Source organism: Roseomonas rosulenta, assembly GCF_016106005.1.
In the GTDB taxonomy this organism is placed as follows: domain Bacteria; phylum Pseudomonadota; class Alphaproteobacteria; order Acetobacterales; family Acetobacteraceae; genus Neoroseomonas; species Neoroseomonas rosulenta.
Genome location: NZ_JACADR010000080.1, coordinates 1 through 17,126 on the forward strand (window position 1 = coordinate 1; position 17,126 = coordinate 17,126).

Genomic DNA, 17,126 nt, shown 5'->3' on the forward strand with positions numbered 1-17,126 from the left:
CGAGCCGGCCGCGCCCGAGAACTCGCTGCGCGCGCTGGGCGCGGCGATCGCCGCGGCGGCCGGCCCCGCCGTCACCGAGGTGACGCTGGCGCGTGGCACCGAGCTGGTGCTGCGCGCGCGGCGCGACGCGCTTCCGGCGCTGCTGCTGCTGCTGCGCGACGACCCGCGCTTCGCCTTCGAACAATGCATGGACATCTGCGGCGTCGACTGGCCGCACGAGGCCGAGCGCTTCGAGGTCGTCTACAACCTGCTCAGCCTCGCGCATAACCAGCGCGTGCGCGTCGTGGTCACGACCGATGCCGCCACACCCGTGCCCTCCATCGCCGGCATCTACCCCAGCGCCACCTGGTACGAGCGTGAGACCTGGGACATGTACGGCGTGGTCTTCGACGGCCAGGTCGATCTGCGCCGCCTGCTGACCGACTACGGCTTCGACGGCCATCCGCTGCGCAAGGACTTCCCGCTGACCGGCTTCGTCGAGCTCCGCTATGACGAGGAGCTGAAGCGCGTCGCCTATGGGCCGGTGCAGCTCGCGCAGGAATTCCGGAACTTCGACTACCTCAGCCCCTGGGAGGGCATGACCACGCTCCCGGGCGACGAGAAGGTCCACCTGAACCGCCTGGAGGGCCCGGCATGAGCCAGCCCCTGATCGGTGACGCGCCCGTCGAGACGGTGAAGCGCAGCATCGAGGTCGAGAGCCACACCATCAATTTCGGCCCGCAGCACCCGGCCGCGCACGGCGTGCTGCGCCTCATCCTCGAGATGAAGGGCGAGGTCGTCGAGCGCGCCGACCCGCATATCGGCCTGCTGCACCGCGGCACCGAGAAGCTGATCGAGCACAAGACCTACATCCAGGCGCTGCCGTATTTCGACCGGCTCGACTACGTCAGCCCGATGTGCATGGAGCACCCCTTCGCGCTGGCGACCGAGCGCCTGCTCGGGATCGAGGTGCCGGAGCGCGCGCAGTACATCCGCGTGCTGTTCGCCGAGATCACGCGGGTGCTGAACCACCTGCTGAACATCACGACCTATGCGCTCGATTGCGGCGCCATCACGCCCGCGCTGTGGGGCTTCGAGCAGCGTGAGACACTGCTGGAGTTCTACGAGCAGGTCAGCGGCAGCCACTACCACGCCAACTACTTCCGCCCGGGCGGGGTTGCGAAGGACCTGCCGCCGGGTCTCGAGGACCGTATCGGCGCCTGGGCGCGCAAGTTCCCTGCCTTCATCGACGACCTGTCGGGACTGCTGACCGAGAACCGCATCTTCAAGCAGCGCACCGTCGATATCGGCGTGATGACGGCCGAGCAGGCGATGGAGTGGGGCTTCTCCGGCCCCTGCCTGCGCGCCTCGGGTTGCGCGTGGGACCTGCGCAAGGCGCAGCCCTACGACGTGTACGAACGCATGGAGTTCGACGTGCCGGTGGGCACGCGCGGGGACTGCTACGACCGCTACCTGGTGCGCATGCTCGAGATGCGGCAGTCGCTGCGCATCATCGAGCAGTGCCTGAACCAGATGAAGCCGGGGCCGGTGAAGGTGCTGGACAACAAGATCGCACCCCCCTCGCGCGGCGAGATGAAGCGCTCGATGGAAGCGCTGATCCACCACTTCAAGCTCTACACCGAGGGCTATCACGTGCCGGCGGGCAGCACCTACACCGTGACCGAGGCACCGAAGGGCGAGTTCGGCGTCTATCTGGTGGCGGATGGCACCAACCGGCCGTACCGCTGCAAGATCCGCGCGCCGGGCTATGCGCATCTCCAGGCGATGGAAGTGCTGTCCAAGGGGCACATGCTGGCCGATGCGGTGGCGGTGATCGGCTCGCTCGACGTGGTGTTCGGGGAGATCGACCGGTGAGCGCGCCCGTGCATGAGGAGCCGACCTCCTTTGCCTTCGATGCCGAGAGCGAGGCCAGGATCGCGACGATCATCCGCCGCTATCCGGAAGGTAAGCAGGCCAGCGCGGTGATCCCGCTGCTGTACGTGGTGCAGAAGCAGATGGGCCGGCAGACCGGCAGCGCCTGGGTGCCGCGCGTGGCGATGGATGTGGTGGCCGAGCGCCTGGCGATGCCGCCGATCCGCGTCTACGAGGTCGCGACCTTCTACTTCATGTTCAACACGCGCCCGATCGGGCGCTTCCACCTGCAGGTCTGCGGCACGACGCCCTGCTGGCTGCGCGGATCGGATGAGGTGCTGCGCGCCTGCAAGGATGCCGGCGCGCTGAAGGGCTATGGCGACACCAGCGCGGACGGGTTGTTCACGCTGACCGAGATGGAATGCATGGGTGCCTGCGTGAACGCGCCCATGATCGCGGTGGATGACGACTACTACGAGGACCTCGACTACGAGAGCACGGTGAAGCTGATCGAGGCGCTGAAGCGCGGCGAACGTCCCGCGCCCGGCAGCGCACGCGGCCGCCGCTCCAGCGAGGCCGAAGGGGGCGCGACGTCGCTCACCGAAGCGGGGCAGGGCTGACCATGGCGCTTTCCGACAAGGACCGGATCTTCCAGAACCTTTACGGCTTCCACGACTGGAAGCTGCCCGCCGCGCGCATGCGCGGCTGCTGGGACGATACGGCGGCGATCCTCGCGCGCGGGCGCGATGCGATCATCGAGGAGATGAAGAATTCCGGCCTGCGCGGCCGCGGCGGCGCCGGCTTCCCGACCGGTATGAAGTGGTCCTTCATGCCGAAGCAGTCGGATGGGCGCCCTTCGTATCTCGTGGTGAACGCGGATGAATCCGAGCCCGGCACCTGCAAGGACCGCGACATCATCCGCCACGACCCGCATACGCTGGTCGAGGGATGCCTGATCGCCGGCTTCGCGATGGGCGCGGTGGCTGGCTACATCTACATCCGCGGCGAGTACTACAACGAGAGCGTCGTACTCGAGGCGGCGATCGCGGAAGCCTACGAGGCCGGGCTGCTCGGGAAGAACGCGGCTGGGTCGGGCTATGATTTCGACCTCTACGTGCATCGCGGCGCGGGCGCTTACATCTGCGGCGAAGAGACCGCGCTGATCGAGAGCCTCGAGGGCAAGAAGGGCATGCCGCGGCTGAAGCCGCCTTTCCCTGCGGCCGTCGGCCTCTATGGCTGCCCGACAACGGTCAACAACGTCGAGACCATCGCGGTGGTGCCGACTATCCTGCGCCGTGGCGCGGACTGGTTCGCGAGCTTCGGCCGGCCGAAGAATTCCGGCACTAAGATTTTCTGCATCCAGGGGCACGTGAACAAGCCGTGCAACGTGGAGGCGGAGATGAGCATCCCGATGCGCGAGCTCATCGAGCGCTACGCGGGCGGCGTGCGGGGCGGGTGGGACAACCTGCTGTGTGTCATCCCGGGCGGCTCGTCCACGCCGCTGCTGCCGAAGCACATCTGCGACGACGTGCTGATGGATTTCGACGCGCTGCGCGAACACAGATCGGGCCTGGGCACCGCCGCCGTGATCGTGATGGACAAGTCGACAGACGTGATCCGCGCGATTGCGCGGCTCTCGGCATTCTACAAGCACGAGAGCTGCGGCCAGTGCACGCCCTGCCGCGAAGGCATGGGCTGGGTGAAGCGCATGATGGACCGCATGGTCACCGGCGATGCCGAGGTGGACGAGATCGACGTGCTCGACAACGTGACGCGCCGCATTGAGGGCCACACGATCTGCGCGCTGGCCGATGGTGGTGTGTGGCCGGTGCAGGGGCTGATCCGCCACTTCCGGCCGCTGATGGAAGATCGCATCGCGGCGTTCAAGGCGCGCAGCACGCGCCTGGCGGCGGAGTAGGGCGATGGCCAAGGTCACCGTCGACGGCATCGAGGTCGAGGTCCCGAACGGCGCCTCCGTGCTGCAGGCCTGCGAGGCCGCGGGCAAGGAAGTGCCGCGCTTCTGCTACCACGAGCGCCTGTCGGTCGCCGGCAATTGCCGCATGTGCCTGGTCGAGGTGGAGAAGGCGCCCAAGCCCGTCGCCTCCTGCGCCTATCCCGTGATGGACGGGATGAAGGTCTTCACCGACACCGCGGTGGTGCGCCAGGCGCGCCGCAACGTGATGGAATTCCTGCTGATCAACCATCCGCTGGATTGCCCGATCTGCGACCAGGGCGGCGAATGCGATCTGCAGGACCAGGCCTATGCCTATGGCCACGACAAGTCGCGCTATGGCGAAGCCAAGCGCGCGGTGAAGGACAAGGACATCGGCCCGCTGGTGAAGACGGTGATGAACCGTTGCATCCAGTGCACGCGCTGCGTCCGCTTCTCCGCCGAGGTGGCGGGCACGCCGGAACTGGGCGGCACCAACCGCGGCGAGAACATGGAGATCGGCACCTATGTGGAGAAGGCGCTGACCTCCGAGCTGTCGGGCAACCTGATCGACATCTGCCCGGTGGGTGCGCTGACCTCGCGGCCCTATGCCTTCGTGTCGCGCCCGTGGGAATTGTCCAAGACCGACAGCATCGACGTTCTGGACGCGGTGGGTGCGAATATCCGCGTCGATGCGCGCGGGCCGGAGGTGCTGCGCATCATCCCGCGCATCAATGAGGCCGTGAACGAGGAATGGATGGCCGATCGCGGCCGCTTCTCCTTCGATGGGCTGAAGCGGCGCCGGCTGGACCGGCCCTGGGTGAAGCGCGACGGCAAGCTGGTGGCGGCGACCTGGCCGGAGGCCTTCGCGGCGATCGCGACGAAGCTGGCGGCGCTGCCGGGCGATCGTATCGGGGCGGTGGCCGGCGCGCTGGCGGATGCGGAGAGCACGCTGGCGCTGAAGGACCTGATGGCGGCCTATGGGTCGAACAACCTCGACTGCCGCGACGACTTCGCGGCGATCGATACGTCGCGGCCAGACTTCTTCCGCTTCAACACCACCATCGCGGGAATCGACGAGGCCGACGCGCTGCTCATCATCGGCAGTGACGTGCGTCGCGAGGCGCCGGTGCTGAATGCGCGTATCCGAACGCGCTGGACCGCAGGCAAGTTCCCTGTGGGTTTCGTCGGGCCGCGCGGCGTGGACCTGACCTATCCGGCGCAGCATCTGGGCGAGGGGCCTGCCGCGATACAGGCCTTCGCCGAGACGCTGAAGGCGGCGCAGAAGCCGATGATCATCCTGGGACGAGGCGCGCTGCAGCGGCCTGATGGCGCGGCGGTGCTGGCGGCGGCCTGGGCGCTGGCGGAGCAGACCGGCGCGCTGACGCCCGACTGGCACGGCTTCAACCTGCTGCATCTGTTCGGCGGCCAGGTCGGCGCGCTGGAGCTCGGCTTCGTCACCGGCAAGCCGCTGGCGGAAATGCTGGCCGGCGGCGTCGATGCGCTGTGGCTGCTGAACGCCGATGGCTTCGACCCGGGTCGCATCGCGGCATCCACCTTCGTGATCTACCAGGGACACCATGGCGATGCGATGGCCGCACGCGCTGACGTGATCCTGCCGGGGGCCGCGTATACCGAGAAGGACGCGACCTGGGTGAACACCGAGGGACGCGCGCAGCGCGGGCGCCTCGCCATCTTCCCGCCCGGCGAGGCGAAGGAGGATTGGCGCATCCTGCGCGCCTACAGCGAGGGCGTGGGCAGGGCGCTGCCCTATGACGATACCGGCGCCATTCGCGCGCGGCTGGCGGACGCGAGCCCGATCTTCGCCCGCGTGGGCGACGTGCTGCGCGGCGGCTGCGCCGACACCACCGGACCGGTGGGCGGCCCCCTGACCGACGCAGCCTTCGTGCTGCCCATTCCGGTCTATCACCAGGCCGATGTGATCAGCCGCGCCTCCGACACCATGGCGCAATGCGCCGCGGTTTACGGCCCGCAGCCGGCGATGGCGGCGGAGTAGGGCGATGGACTTCTTCTTCACCAACCCGCTCGGCATCCTGATCCTGACCGTGGTGAAGGCGCTGGCGCTGCTGGTGCCCCTGCTGGTCGGCGTGGCCTACCTGACCTATGCCGAGCGCAAGGTCCTGGCCGCGATGCAGCTCCGCAAGGGGCCGAACGTGGTCGGCCCCTTCGGCCTGTTCCAGCCTTTCGCCGACGCCATCAAGATGCTGATGAAGGAGACGATCGTGCCGACCGGCGCGAACCGTGTCCTGTTCCTGCTGGCACCCATGCTCACCTTCATGCTGGCGATGCTGGCCTGGGCGGTGATCCCGGTGAATGACGGCTGGGCGATCGCCGACATCAATGTGGGCATCCTGTACCTGTTCGCGATCAGCTCGCTTGGTGTGTACGGCGTTATCATCGCGGGCTGGGCGTCGAACTCGAAATACGCCTTCCTGGGCGCGCTGCGCTCCGCCGCGCAGATGGTGTCCTACGAAGTCAGCATGGGCTTCGTGATCGTGACCGTGCTGCTGTGCGTCGGGTCGCTGAACCTGACCGAGATCGTGCGGGCGCAATCGACCGTGTGGTTCGTCATTCCGCTGTTCCCGATGGCGGTGATCTTCTTCATCTCCACGCTGGCCGAGACGAACCGCGCCCCCTTCGACCTGCCGGAGGGCGAATCCGAACTGGTCGCCGGCTTCTTCGTCGAATACAGCAGCATGTCCTTCGCGCTGTTCTTCCTCGGCGAATACGCGAACATGATCCTGATGTCGGCGCTGACCACCATCCTGTTCCTGGGTGGATGGCTGCCGCCGATCGACATCGCGCCGCTGAACTGGGTGCCGGGGCCGGTCTGGTTCGTGGCAAAGATCTGCCTGTGCCTGTTCACCTTCATCTGGGTGCGCGCGACTTTCCCGCGCTATCGCTACGACCAGCTGATGCGCCTCGGCTGGAAGGTGTTCCTGCCTTTCAGCCTGGCCTGGCTGGTATTGACGGCGCTGGTGCTGAAGCTCACCGGCTGGCTGCCGGCGTGAGGAGCTGACCATGCCCACCCTCGACCGCGTCGCCCGCAGCCTGCTGCTCTCCGAGCTGGTCTCGGGCATGGCGCTGACGCTGAAGTACTTCTTCAAGAAGAAGGTCACGCTGAACTACCCGTATGAACGCGGCCCGCTCGGCCCGCGCTTCAAGGGGGAGCACGCGCTGCGCCGCTATCCGAACGGCGAGGAACGCTGCATCGCCTGCAAGCTGTGCGAGGCTGTCTGCCCGGCCCAGGCCATCACCATCGAGGCCGAGCCGCGCGAGGACGGATCACGCCGCACCACGCGCTACGACATCGACATGACGAAGTGCATCTATTGCGGGCTGTGCGAGGAAGCCTGCCCGGTCGATGCCATCGTCGAGGGGCCCAACATGGAATTCGCCGCCGAGACGCGCGAGGAGCTGATCTTCACCAAGGAGAAGCTGCTCGACAACGGCGACCGCTGGGAGCCGATCCTGGCCGAGCGGCTGCGCCTCGACGCGCCCTACCGGTAAGACCGCACCGATGATCGCAACGCTTTCCTTCTACGCCTTTGCGGCGGTGCTGATCGCCTCCGCCGTCATGGTCGTGACCAGCCGCAACCCGGTTCATTCGGTGCTGTTCCTGATCCTCGCCTTCTTCAACGCGGCGGGGCTGTTCCTGATCGCCGGCGCCGAGTTCCTCGCCATGATCCTGGTCATCGTCTATGTCGGCGCGGTCGCGGTGCTGTTCCTGTTCGTGGTGATGATGCTGGACGTGGATTTCGCGCAGATGCGCGAGGGCTTCCAGCGCTACGCGCCGATCGGTGCGGTCATCGGCGGCATCCTGCTGCTGGAACTGTTCATGGTCGTGACGGTGTGGCGCTTCGCGCCGGAGGCTGCGGCACTGCGTCTCAATCCGAACCCGGCCGGCGTCACCAATGCCGAGGCGCTGGGGCGCATCCTCTATACGGATTACATCTACCTGTTCCAGGCCAGCGGGCTGATCCTGCTGGTGGCGATGATCGGCGCCATCGTGCTCACGCATCGCGACCGGGCGGGGACGAAGCGACAGGACATCGCCGTGCAGGTGGCGCGCGCGGGCACCGTCTCGGTGCGGCAGGTGCCGATCGGCGTGGGGCTGAAGGAGATCGGCATCGAGCGGCCGCCTTCGCCCGAGGAGGCGAAGCCGAAGCAGGTCGAGCACCAACACGGGGGGCATCACTGAGATGGCCGTCTCGCTCGCCCATTTCCTGACCGTCTCGGCCATCCTGCTGGTGCTGGGAATCTTCGGGATCTTCCTGAACAGGAAGAACGTCATCGTCATCCTGATGTCGGTCGAACTCATCCTGCTCGCGGTGAATCTGAACCTGGTGGCTTTCTCGGCGGCGCTGGGGGACCTCACGGGCCAGGTCTTCACCATGTTCATCCTGACCGTCGCGGCGGCCGAAGCGGCGATCGGCCTCGCCATCGTGGTCATCTACTTCCGCAATCGCGGGACGATCGAGGTCGAGGATATCTCGACCCTGAGGGGCTGAGACTATGCTCGTCGGCGCTGTATTTTTCCCCCTGCTGGGTGCCAGCATCGCGGGCCTGTTCGGCCGCTGGATCGGCGACCGCGCTGCGCAGGCGGCGACAATCCTCTGCATGGTGCTGGCCGCGATCTGCGGGCTGGCGGCCTTCTGGCAGGTCGCGATGGGCCATGCGCCCACCACCATCGAGATCGTCACCTTCCTCGATGTCGGCGGCTTCGAGGTGTCCTGGGCGCTGCGCTACGATGCACTGTCCGCCGTCATGGTCGGCATGGTCACGCTGATCTCGACGCTGATCCACATCTACAGCGTCGGCTACATGTCCCACGACCCGGACCGGCCGCGCTTCTTCGCCTACCTGTCGCTGTTCACCTTCATGATGTTGATGCTGGTGACCGCCGACAACCTTGTGCAGCTCTTCTTCGGCTGGGAGGGGGTGGGGCTCGCCTCCTACCTGCTGATCGGCTTCTGGTACGAGAAGGAGAGTGCGTGCGCTGCGGCGATGAAGGCCTTCATCGTGAACCGCGTGGGCGACCTGTTCTTCATGCTGGGCCTGGCGCTGACCTTCTGGACCTTCGGCAGTGTCGAATTCAGCGCCATCTTCGGCGCGATCGAACAGCACAAGGACGCGACCTTCGCCGGCCTGCCGGCCTATGAGGTGATCTGCGTGCTGCTGTTCCTCGGCGCCTGCGGCAAGTCGGCGCAGCTCGGCCTGCACACCTGGCTGCCGGACGCGATGGAAGGGCCGACGCCGGTCTCCGCGCTGATCCATGCCGCGACCATGGTGACGGCGGGCGTGTTCCTGGTGGCGCGCATGTCGCCGGTCTTCGAGTGGGCGCCGACGGCACTCGCGCTGGTGACGGTGGTCGGCGCATCGACCGCGCTCTTCGCCGCGACAATCGGCTGCGTGCAGAACGACATCAAGCGGATCATCGCGTACAGCACCTGCTCGCAGCTCGGCTACATGTTCTTCGCCGCCGGCGTGGGCGCATACCAGGGCGCGATCTTCCACCTCTTCACGCATGCCTTCTTCAAGGCGCTGCTGTTCCTTGGCGCGGGATCGGTGATCCACGCAATGTCAGACGAGCAGGACATCCGCCGGATGGGCGGCATCTGGCGCAAGATCCCGATGACCTATGCGGTGATGTGGATCGGCTCGCTCGCACTGGCCGGCGTGCCGTTCTTCGCCGGCTACTATTCGAAGGACTTCGTGCTGGAGGCTGCCTTCGCGGCGCATTCGGCGGTCGGCTTCTACGCCTTTGCCGCCGGCCTGCTCGCCGCCTTCCTCACCGCCTTCTACTCCTGGCGGCTGATCATCCTGACCTTCCACGGCGTGCCGCGGGCCGACCACCACACCATGGAGCACGTGCACGAAAGCCCGATGTCCATGCTGGCGCCGCTGATGGTGCTCGCGGTCGGGGCCATCACAGTGGGCGCGGTCTTCAAGGACGAGTTCATCGGCCACCACTGGGAGCAGTTCTGGAACGGCGCCATCGTCAATGCGCCCCACAACCACATCATGCATGCGGTGCACGAGGTGCCGTCCTGGGTGCCTCTGGCGCCGACGGTGGTCGGGCTCGCGGGCATCGCGCTGGCCTACATCCTGTACATGCTCGCCCCGTCGATCCCGGGGAAGCTCGCGTCCAGCTTCGGCGGGCTGTATCGCTTCCTGCTGAACAAGTGGTATTTCGACGAGCTGTATGACGCGATCTTCGTGCGCCCCGCCCGCGCGTTGGCTCGCGTCCTGTGGCAGAAGGTCGATGCCGGCATGATCGACGGCGTGCCCAATGGTGCGGCCGGCCTCGCCGCCGATGTCGCGCAGGGCGCCGTGCGGATCCAGACCGGCCGTGTCGCCAACTATGCCTTCGTCATGATCGCGGGGCTCGCCATCTTCGTCACCGTGCTCGTCTTCGGAGCCGCCCGATGAACGCCGCCGGCTTCCCGCTGCTCAGCCTGCTGACCTTCCTGCCGCTGGCTGGTGCCATCGCCATCCTGACGCTGCGCGGCGACGACAAGGTCACCGCCGAGAATGCGCGCTGGACCGCGCTGTGGACCAGCCTGATCGTCTTCGCGCTGTCGCTGATCCTGTGGTTCCGCTTCGACAAGGCGGATCCGGGATTCCAGTTCGTCGAAAGGCTCGACTGGCTGTCGGAATTCGGCATCACCTACCACATGGGCGTGGATGGCATCTCGGTGCTGTTCATCCTGCTCTCGACGCTGCTGACACCGATCTGCATCCTGGCCTCCTGGGAATCGATCACCACCCGCGTGCGCGAGTACATGGTCGCCTTCCTCGTGCTCGAGACGATGATGGTCGGCATGTTCGCGGCCCTCGACTTCATCGTCTTCTACGTCTTCTTCGAGGGCGTGCTGATCCCGATGTTCCTGATCATTGGGGTATGGGGCGGCAAGCGGCGCGTCTATGCGTCGTTCAAGTTCTTCCTCTACACGCTGCTCGGCTCCGTGCTGATGCTGCTGGCAATTCTGCTCCTGTGGTTCCGCGCCGGCACCACCGACATCCCCGAACTGATGCGCCACGCCATCCCGGCGGGCCTGCAGACCTGGATCTTCCTCGCCTTCTTCGCCTCCTTCGCGGTGAAGGTTCCGATGTGGCCCTTCCACACCTGGCTGCCGGATGCGCACGTCGAAGCACCCACCGCGGGATCGGTCATCCTGGCCGGCGTGCTGCTGAAAATGGGCGCCTACGGCTTCCTGCGCTTCTCCCTGCCGATGCTGCCGCATGCCAGCGCGGACTTCGCGCCCTTCATCTACGCGCTGTCGATCATCGCGGTGGTCTACACCTCGCTGGTGGCCCTCGCGCAGGAGGACATGAAGAAGCTGATCGCCTACTCCTCGGTCGCCCACATGGGGATCGTGACGCTCGGCATCTTCACCTTCTCCGTGCAGGGCCTGTCGGGCGCGCTCTACACCATGCTGTCGCACGGCATCGTCTCGGGTGCGCTGTTCCTGTGCGTCGGCGTGCTCTACGACCGCGTGCATTCGCGCGAGATCGCGCGCTACGGAGGGGTCGCGAAGATCATGCCGGCCTATGCGCTGGTCTTCATGCTCTTCACCATGGCCTCGGTCGCGCTGCCGGGCCTGGCGGGTTTCCCGGGCGAATTGCTGGTCATCGTCGCCGCCTGGAAGGTCAACGGCTGGGTCGCCTTCGGCGCCGCGATGGGCATGATCCTCGGCGCGGCCTATGCGCTGTTCCTGTACAAGCGCGTCGCCTTTGGGCGCATCACCAGGGATGATCTGCGCGGGCTGCTCGACATGTCGCCGCGCGAACACGCGGTCTTCGCGCCGCTGGTCATCCTGGCCGTCTGGATGGGCGTTTATCCGCAATCCTTCCTGTCCTTCTTCGAGGCTTCGGTGACCGCGCTGGTGGTGCGCCACGAGGCAGCCCTCGGCGCCGCGCGACTGGCGGGGATGTGAGACGATGAACTGGACCCTCGCGCTTCCCGAACTGGTGCTGGCGCTCAGCGGCCTCGCCATCCTGGGCGTCGGCGTGCTGCCGAAGCGCAACACGTTCTTCCCGTGTGCCATGGCGGTGGTCGGCGCGCTCGTGCTGACCGCGGCCATCACCCTCGGCGTGCCGGAGGGCGACGCCTTCGGCGGGCAGATCGCCGCGGATGCCTTCTCGCGCTTTGCCAAGGTGCTGATCCTGCTCGGCGCAGCGGCGGGCGTGGTGCTGTCCATCGACTTCAACGCGCGCGAGGGCCTCGACCGCTTCGAGTACCCGGTACTGCTGCTGTTCGCCACACTCGGCATGATGGTCATGGTCTCGGCCAACGACCTGATGGCGCTGTATGTCGGACTCGAGCTGCTCTCGCTCAGCCTCTACGTGGTCGCCGCCTTCAACCGCGACGACGAACGCTCGGCGGAAGCCGGTCTCAAGTACTTCGTGCTCGGCGCCCTGGCCTCCGGCCTGCTGCTGTACGGCGCCTCACTGGTCTATGGCTTCACCGGCACGACCAATTTCGACGGCATCGCGAACGTCCTGAGCGACCCGGCCAGGGCCAGCGCCGGCCTGGTGGTCGGCATGGTCTTCCTGATGGTGGGCCTGGCCTTCAAGATTTCCGCCGTGCCCTTCCACATGTGGACGCCCGACGTCTACGAGGGCGCGCCCACGCCGGTCACCGCCTTCTTCGCCGCGGCACCCAAGGTCGCCGCCATCGCGTTGTTCGCGCGCGTGCTGGGCGGGCCCTTCGGGGACCTCGCCGGCCAGTGGCAGCAGGTGGTGGTGGTGATCGCGCTGCTGTCCATGGTGCTCGGCGCCTTTGCCGCCATCGGGCAGGAGAACATCAAGCGGCTGATGGCCTATTCCTCGATCGGCCATGTCGGCTTCGCGCTGGTGGGTCTCGCCGCCGCGTCGGAAGCGGGCATGCGCGGCCTGCTCGTGTATATGGCGATCTACCTGCTGATGAACCTCGGCGCCTTCGCGGTGCTGGTGGCGATGCGCCGGCAGGGCAGGGCGGTGGAGCAGATCAGCGACCTCGCGGGCCTGGCGAGGACCGACCTCGGCATGGCCGTCTGGATGGCGATCCTGATGTTCTCCATGGCCGGCATCCCGCCGCTCGCGGGCTTCTTCGGCAAGATGTTCGTCTTCAAGGCGGCGGTGGATGCGGGGCTCTGGACGCTGGCGATCGTGGGCGTGCTCGCCTCGGTCGTCTCGGCCTTCTACTACCTGCGCATCGTGAAGGTGATGTTCTTCGACGAACCGGCCGCCATCGCGCTCGACCCGCGCCCGGCGACGGTCTCCTTCGTGCTGGCGGGCTCGGGCCTGTTCAATGTGCTGTTCTTCCTCTACCCGGCGCCGCTCGTGGCCGCCGCGCAGGCGGCGGTCGCCGCCCTGCTGGGGTGACGCAGCACCGGTTCCGGCTGCGCGTCCATGCCGCGCTGCCGAGCACATCCGACGTAGTCGCGCAGCTCGCCGCGGCGGGCGAACCCGATGGGCTTGCGGTACTGGCCCATCGCCAAACCGCGGGGCGCGGCACGCAGGGGCGCGCCTGGGAAAGCCGTGCGGGGAACCTGCATCTTTCGGTGCTGCTGCGCCCGGCCGAACCGCTGCGCCACGCGCCGCAATGGGGGCTGCTGGCCGCCGTCGCCCTGGCCGATGCTGTTGCCGCCACCATCCCGGACCCGCGCGTCATCGCGCTGAAATGGCCCAACGACCTGCTGCTGAACGGTGCGAAGGCCGCCGGCATCCTCGCGGAGGCCAGCGCCGACGACCACGGCGGCATCGCCTGGCTGTGCCTGGGCATCGGCGTGAACCTCGCCCATGCCCCGCAGGTCGAAGGCCGCGCCACCGCCTGCCTGGCCGATGCCGGCATCGCCCCGCCCACGCCCGAGGCCTTCGCCGGGACGCTGCTCGCCACGCTCGACGCCCGCCGCACCCAGCGCCTGACCGAGGGCTTCGCGCCCATCCGCGCCGCCTGGCTGGAACGCGGCCCGGCGCCCGGCACGCATCTGGCGCTGACCACCGGGATCGCCGGAGGCTTCGCAGGCCTCGCCGAGGATGGCAGCCTGCTGCTTGCCACCGGCGGGCGCGTGCATGCGCTCGCCTCGGGGGAGGTCGCCTGACCCATGCTGCTCGCCATCGATGCCGGCAATACCAATGTCGTCTTCGCCGTGCATGACGGCCGCGAATGGCGCGGCCGCTGGCGCATCGCCACGCGCGCCGACCGCACCTCCGACGAATACGCGGTCTGGCTGCTGGCGCTGTTCCAGCACGCCGGCGTGAACCCGAACGACGTCACGCGCTGCGTCATCGGCACCGTGGTGCCCGCCGCGCTTTACAACCTGCGCCGCCTGTGTCGCGACTGGTTCGACACCGAACCGCTGATCGCCCGCGCGCATCTCGACTGGGGCTTCGAGATCCGCGTGGACCAGCCCAACGAGGTGGGTGCCGACCGCCTGCTGAACGCGCTCGCCAGCCACACGCATTACGGCGGACCGCTGGTGGTGATCGATTTCGGCACCGCCACCACCTTCGACGTGGTGGACCGCGACGGCGGCTATATCGGTGGCGTGATCGCGCCAGGCATCAACCTTTCGATCGAAGCCCTGCACCGCGCCGCCGCCCGCCTGCCGCGCATCGGCATCGGCCGCCCGCAGGCGGTGATCGGGCGCTCCACCGTGCCGGCCATGCAGTCGGGCATCTACTGGGGCTATGTCGGGCTGATCGAGGGCATCGTCTCGCGCATCAAGGCGGAGTATGGTGGCCCGCTGAAGGTCATCGGCACCGGGGGTCTCGCCTCCCTGTTCGCCGAGGGCACCCTTGTCATCGAACGCACCGACCCCGACATCACGCTCGAGGGCCTGCGCCTGCTGGCCGATCGCAACCCCGTTCCCGTCTTCCACCACAGCGCGCTCCGCGACCCGCTGAGATCGGAGTCCGACTGACCTCCATGAACGCCGTCTCCGGCGACCTCGCCTTCCTCCCGCTCGGCGGGACCGGCGAGATCGGCATGAACCTGAATGTGTACCGCTGCGACGATGCCTTGCTCGCGGTGGATTGCGGCATCGGCTTTGCTGGCCGCGACAACCCCGAAGTGGATGTGATGGTGCCCGACCCGGCCTGGCTCGCGGCGTGCCGCGACCGGCTGGTCGGCCTGGTCATCACCCATGCGCATGAGGACCACCTGGGCGCCGTCGTGCACCTGTGGCGGCAGTTCCGCTGCAAGGTCTTCGCCACGCCCTTCGCCGCGGCGGTGCTCACGCGCAAGCTGACCGAGGCCGGCATGCTCCAGGAGGTGCCGCTGGTGGTGACCCAGCCGCGCGCGCGCTTCCGCCTCGGCCCCTTCGACTGCGAGTACATCCCGGTCGCGCATTCGGTGCCGGAATCCCAGGCACTGGCCATCCGCACGCGCCACGGCACCGTTCTGCACACCGGCGACTGGAAGCTCGACCCCGACCCGCTGGTCGGCCCGCGCACCGATGAGGCCGCCTTCGCCGCGCTGGGCGAGGAAGGCGTGCTTGCCATGGTCTGCGATTCCACCAATGCCATGGTGGAAGGCCATTCCGGCAGCGAGGCGGAGGTCCGGCGCAACCTGGCGGCCTTGATCCGCCCGATGACCGGGCGCGTGGCCGTGACCGGCTTCGCCTCCAACGTCGCGCGGCTGGAATCGATCGCGCTGGCGGGGCGCGCGGCGGGGCGGCAGGTCTCGCTCGTCGGCCGCAGCCTTCGCAACATCGAGGCCGCGGCGCGCGACTGCGGCTACCTGAAATCCATCCCGCCCTTCGTGCCGGATGAGGAAGCCGGCTACCTGCCCGACGAGGAGATCCTGCTGATCTGCACCGGCAGCCAGGGCGAACCGCGCTCCGCCATGGCCAAGATCGCCGAGGACACCCACCCCCACATCGCGCTGGGGGAGGGTGACACGGTGATCTTTTCCTCGCGCCGCATCCCGGGCAACGAGCGCGCCATCCAGCGCATCCAGGACGGGCTGGTGCGCCGCGGCTGCCGCGTGATGACGGACGAGGACCACATGGTCCATGTCTCCGGCCACCCGGCGCGCGATGAGCTCAAGCGTCTTTATGCGCTGGTCAAGCCGCGCTTCAGCGTGCCGGTGCATGGCGAATGGCGCCACATGCAGGAGCACGCCGCCCTTGCCACCGAATGCGGCGCGACCCCCTTCCTGATCGAGGATGGCGACGTGCTGCGCCTGTCGGGCAACCGGCCGGAGGTCGTGGAATCCGTCCCCGCGGGGAAGCTCGCCGTCGATGCCGACCGCCTGGTGCCGATGGATGGCGCTGTCCTGGCCGCGCGCCGGCGCATGATGTTCAACGGCGTCGTTGTCGCCTCGCTGGCGGTGGACGGGCAGGGCAGGGTGCTGGGGGAGCCGCAGATCTCCGCCCCCGGCCTGTTCGACACCGGCGATGCCGAACCCGGCCTGATCGCAGCCGACCTGCGCCAGGCCGTGTCCGCGCTGCCCGCCGCGCTCAAGCGCGAGGACGACGCGCTGCGCGAGGCCACGCGCAGCGCGCTGCGCAAGGCGGTCGGCCGCCGGCTGCGCAAGCGCCCGACGGTCGAGGTACATCTGCTGCGGGTGTGAGCCCGCATCTGCACGACGGCCGCTCTCGCTGCGTATACGTCAAGCCGCGACAGCGACAGGGCTGGCCGGGCGCCGGGAGGCAGAGCAGACTGCCGGCCGGAGGTTGCGATGAAGAGCCACCGCCCCCGCGTTCTCGTCTTGCTGGCCCTGGCCGCCTTCTTATCCGGATGCGCTTTGGCCGGCGGCGGCACTCCCGTGCCGAGCCAGCCGCCGCCGGTGCCCACCGCGCAGGAACGGACACGTGCGGCGGCGCTGCAACGCGACGGGTTGCGGGCGATGAACCCGCCGCGTGGAACCGCGCCCGATCCCGACCGGGCTTCGAGACTGATCGAGACGGCGGCCCTGCTCGGGGATGCGGACGCGCAGTTGCTCGTCGCCGGCAGTCACCTGTTTCGCACCGATGGCGGGCGCGATCCCGCTGCGGCGATTCCTTGGCTGCATCGCGCTGCACAACAAGGTGCCCCCGAAGCTCAATATCGCCTGGCGCGGCTGATCGAGGCAGGTGACGGTACACTGAGGGAGCCGTCCTGGGCCGCGGTCTGGTTCCAGCGCGCCGCGGAGCGCGGTTTGCCGGAAGCACACTTCGCCATGGGGCTGCTGCAGGTCGCAGGTGCCGGCACGGCGCCGGACGAGGCGGAGGCGCTGGCGCGCATCGCCCTTGCCGAACGCCGTGGCGTGGCAGCGGCGCAGCGCTACCGGCAGGCACTCGCCGTGCGGGTGCCGCCGGCGCAGGCGCGCGAGGCCGCCGCGCGGATCGCCGCC

The 17,126-nt window shown here is 68.0% G+C and carries 16 protein-coding genes; all 16 read left to right on the top strand.

The features are described 5' to 3' along the window. The coding region (locus HW578_RS11910; protein ID WP_408906249.1) for an NADH-quinone oxidoreductase subunit C at window positions 1-637 on the top strand (637 nt) is incomplete at its 5' end. Next, window positions 634-1,854: an NADH-quinone oxidoreductase subunit D gene (locus HW578_RS11915; protein ID WP_198370774.1), complete on the top strand. Its 1,221-nt coding sequence runs from the start codon at window positions 634-636 to the stop codon at window positions 1,852-1,854. The genes HW578_RS11910 and HW578_RS11915, both read left to right, overlap by 4 nt. Further along, window positions 1,851-2,471: a complex I 24 kDa subunit family protein gene (locus HW578_RS11920; protein ID WP_198370775.1), complete on the top strand. Its 621-nt coding sequence runs from the start codon at window positions 1,851-1,853 to the stop codon at window positions 2,469-2,471. Before HW578_RS11915 ends, HW578_RS11920 begins: the two co-directional genes overlap by 4 nt. Before the next feature lie 2 nt (window positions 2,472-2,473). Next, the gene (gene nuoF / locus HW578_RS11925; RefSeq protein ID WP_198370776.1) at window positions 2,474-3,769 is read left to right on the top strand and encodes an NADH-quinone oxidoreductase subunit NuoF; all 1,296 of its coding nucleotides are present in this window, start codon (window positions 2,474-2,476) and stop codon (window positions 3,767-3,769) included. Between the two features lie 4 nt (window positions 3,770-3,773). Continuing rightward, complete coding sequence (gene nuoG / locus HW578_RS11930; RefSeq protein ID WP_198370777.1) at window positions 3,774-5,798, top strand: NADH-quinone oxidoreductase subunit NuoG; 2,025 nt, start codon at window positions 3,774-3,776, stop codon at window positions 5,796-5,798. Window positions 5,799-5,802: 4 nt separating this feature from the next. After that, entirely contained in the window at window positions 5,803-6,813 is a 1,011-nt protein-coding gene (nuoH, locus tag HW578_RS11935; protein ID WP_198370778.1) for an NADH-quinone oxidoreductase subunit NuoH, read from the top strand. A 10-nt stretch (window positions 6,814-6,823) separates the two neighbouring features. Beyond that, the gene (gene nuoI, locus HW578_RS11940; protein WP_198370779.1) at window positions 6,824-7,312 is read left to right on the top strand and encodes an NADH-quinone oxidoreductase subunit NuoI; all 489 of its coding nucleotides are present in this window, start codon (window positions 6,824-6,826) and stop codon (window positions 7,310-7,312) included. A 10-nt stretch (window positions 7,313-7,322) separates the two neighbouring features. Beyond that, window positions 7,323-8,003, top strand: coding sequence for an NADH-quinone oxidoreductase subunit J (locus tag HW578_RS11945; RefSeq protein WP_198370780.1), 681 nt, complete (start codon window positions 7,323-7,325; stop codon window positions 8,001-8,003). Window position 8,004: 1 nt separating this feature from the next. Beyond that, a complete protein-coding gene (nuoK, locus tag HW578_RS11950; RefSeq protein ID WP_198370781.1) occupies window positions 8,005-8,313 on the top strand; it encodes an NADH-quinone oxidoreductase subunit NuoK in 309 nt (102 codons plus the stop codon). A gap of 4 nt (window positions 8,314-8,317) precedes the next feature. Beyond that, window positions 8,318-10,234, top strand: coding sequence for an NADH-quinone oxidoreductase subunit L (gene nuoL / locus HW578_RS11955; RefSeq protein ID WP_198370782.1), 1,917 nt, complete (start codon window positions 8,318-8,320; stop codon window positions 10,232-10,234). Further along, a complete protein-coding gene (locus tag HW578_RS11960) occupies window positions 10,231-11,742 on the top strand; it encodes an NADH-quinone oxidoreductase subunit M (RefSeq protein WP_198370783.1) in 1,512 nt (503 codons plus the stop codon). Before nuoL ends, HW578_RS11960 begins: the two co-directional genes overlap by 4 nt. Window positions 11,743-11,746: 4 nt before the next feature. After that, the gene (gene nuoN, locus HW578_RS11965; protein WP_198370784.1) at window positions 11,747-13,171 is read left to right on the top strand and encodes an NADH-quinone oxidoreductase subunit NuoN; all 1,425 of its coding nucleotides are present in this window, start codon (window positions 11,747-11,749) and stop codon (window positions 13,169-13,171) included. Then, window positions 13,168-13,890 (top strand): biotin--[acetyl-CoA-carboxylase] ligase, encoded by a 723-nt coding sequence (locus tag HW578_RS11970; RefSeq protein ID WP_198370785.1) that lies wholly within the window; start codon window positions 13,168-13,170, stop codon window positions 13,888-13,890. The genes nuoN and HW578_RS11970 overlap by 4 nt, the downstream gene beginning before the upstream one ends. Before the next feature lie 3 nt (window positions 13,891-13,893). Continuing rightward, a complete protein-coding gene (locus tag HW578_RS11975; RefSeq protein WP_198370786.1) occupies window positions 13,894-14,712 on the top strand; it encodes a type III pantothenate kinase in 819 nt (272 codons plus the stop codon). 5 nt (window positions 14,713-14,717) lie between these two features. Beyond that, entirely contained in the window at window positions 14,718-16,364 is a 1,647-nt protein-coding gene (locus tag HW578_RS11980; RefSeq protein WP_198370787.1) for a ribonuclease J, read from the top strand. Between the two features lie 138 nt (window positions 16,365-16,502). Next, a partial coding sequence (locus HW578_RS11985; protein WP_198370788.1) for an SEL1-like repeat protein occupies window positions 16,503-17,126 on the top strand: 624 nt, incomplete at its 3' end.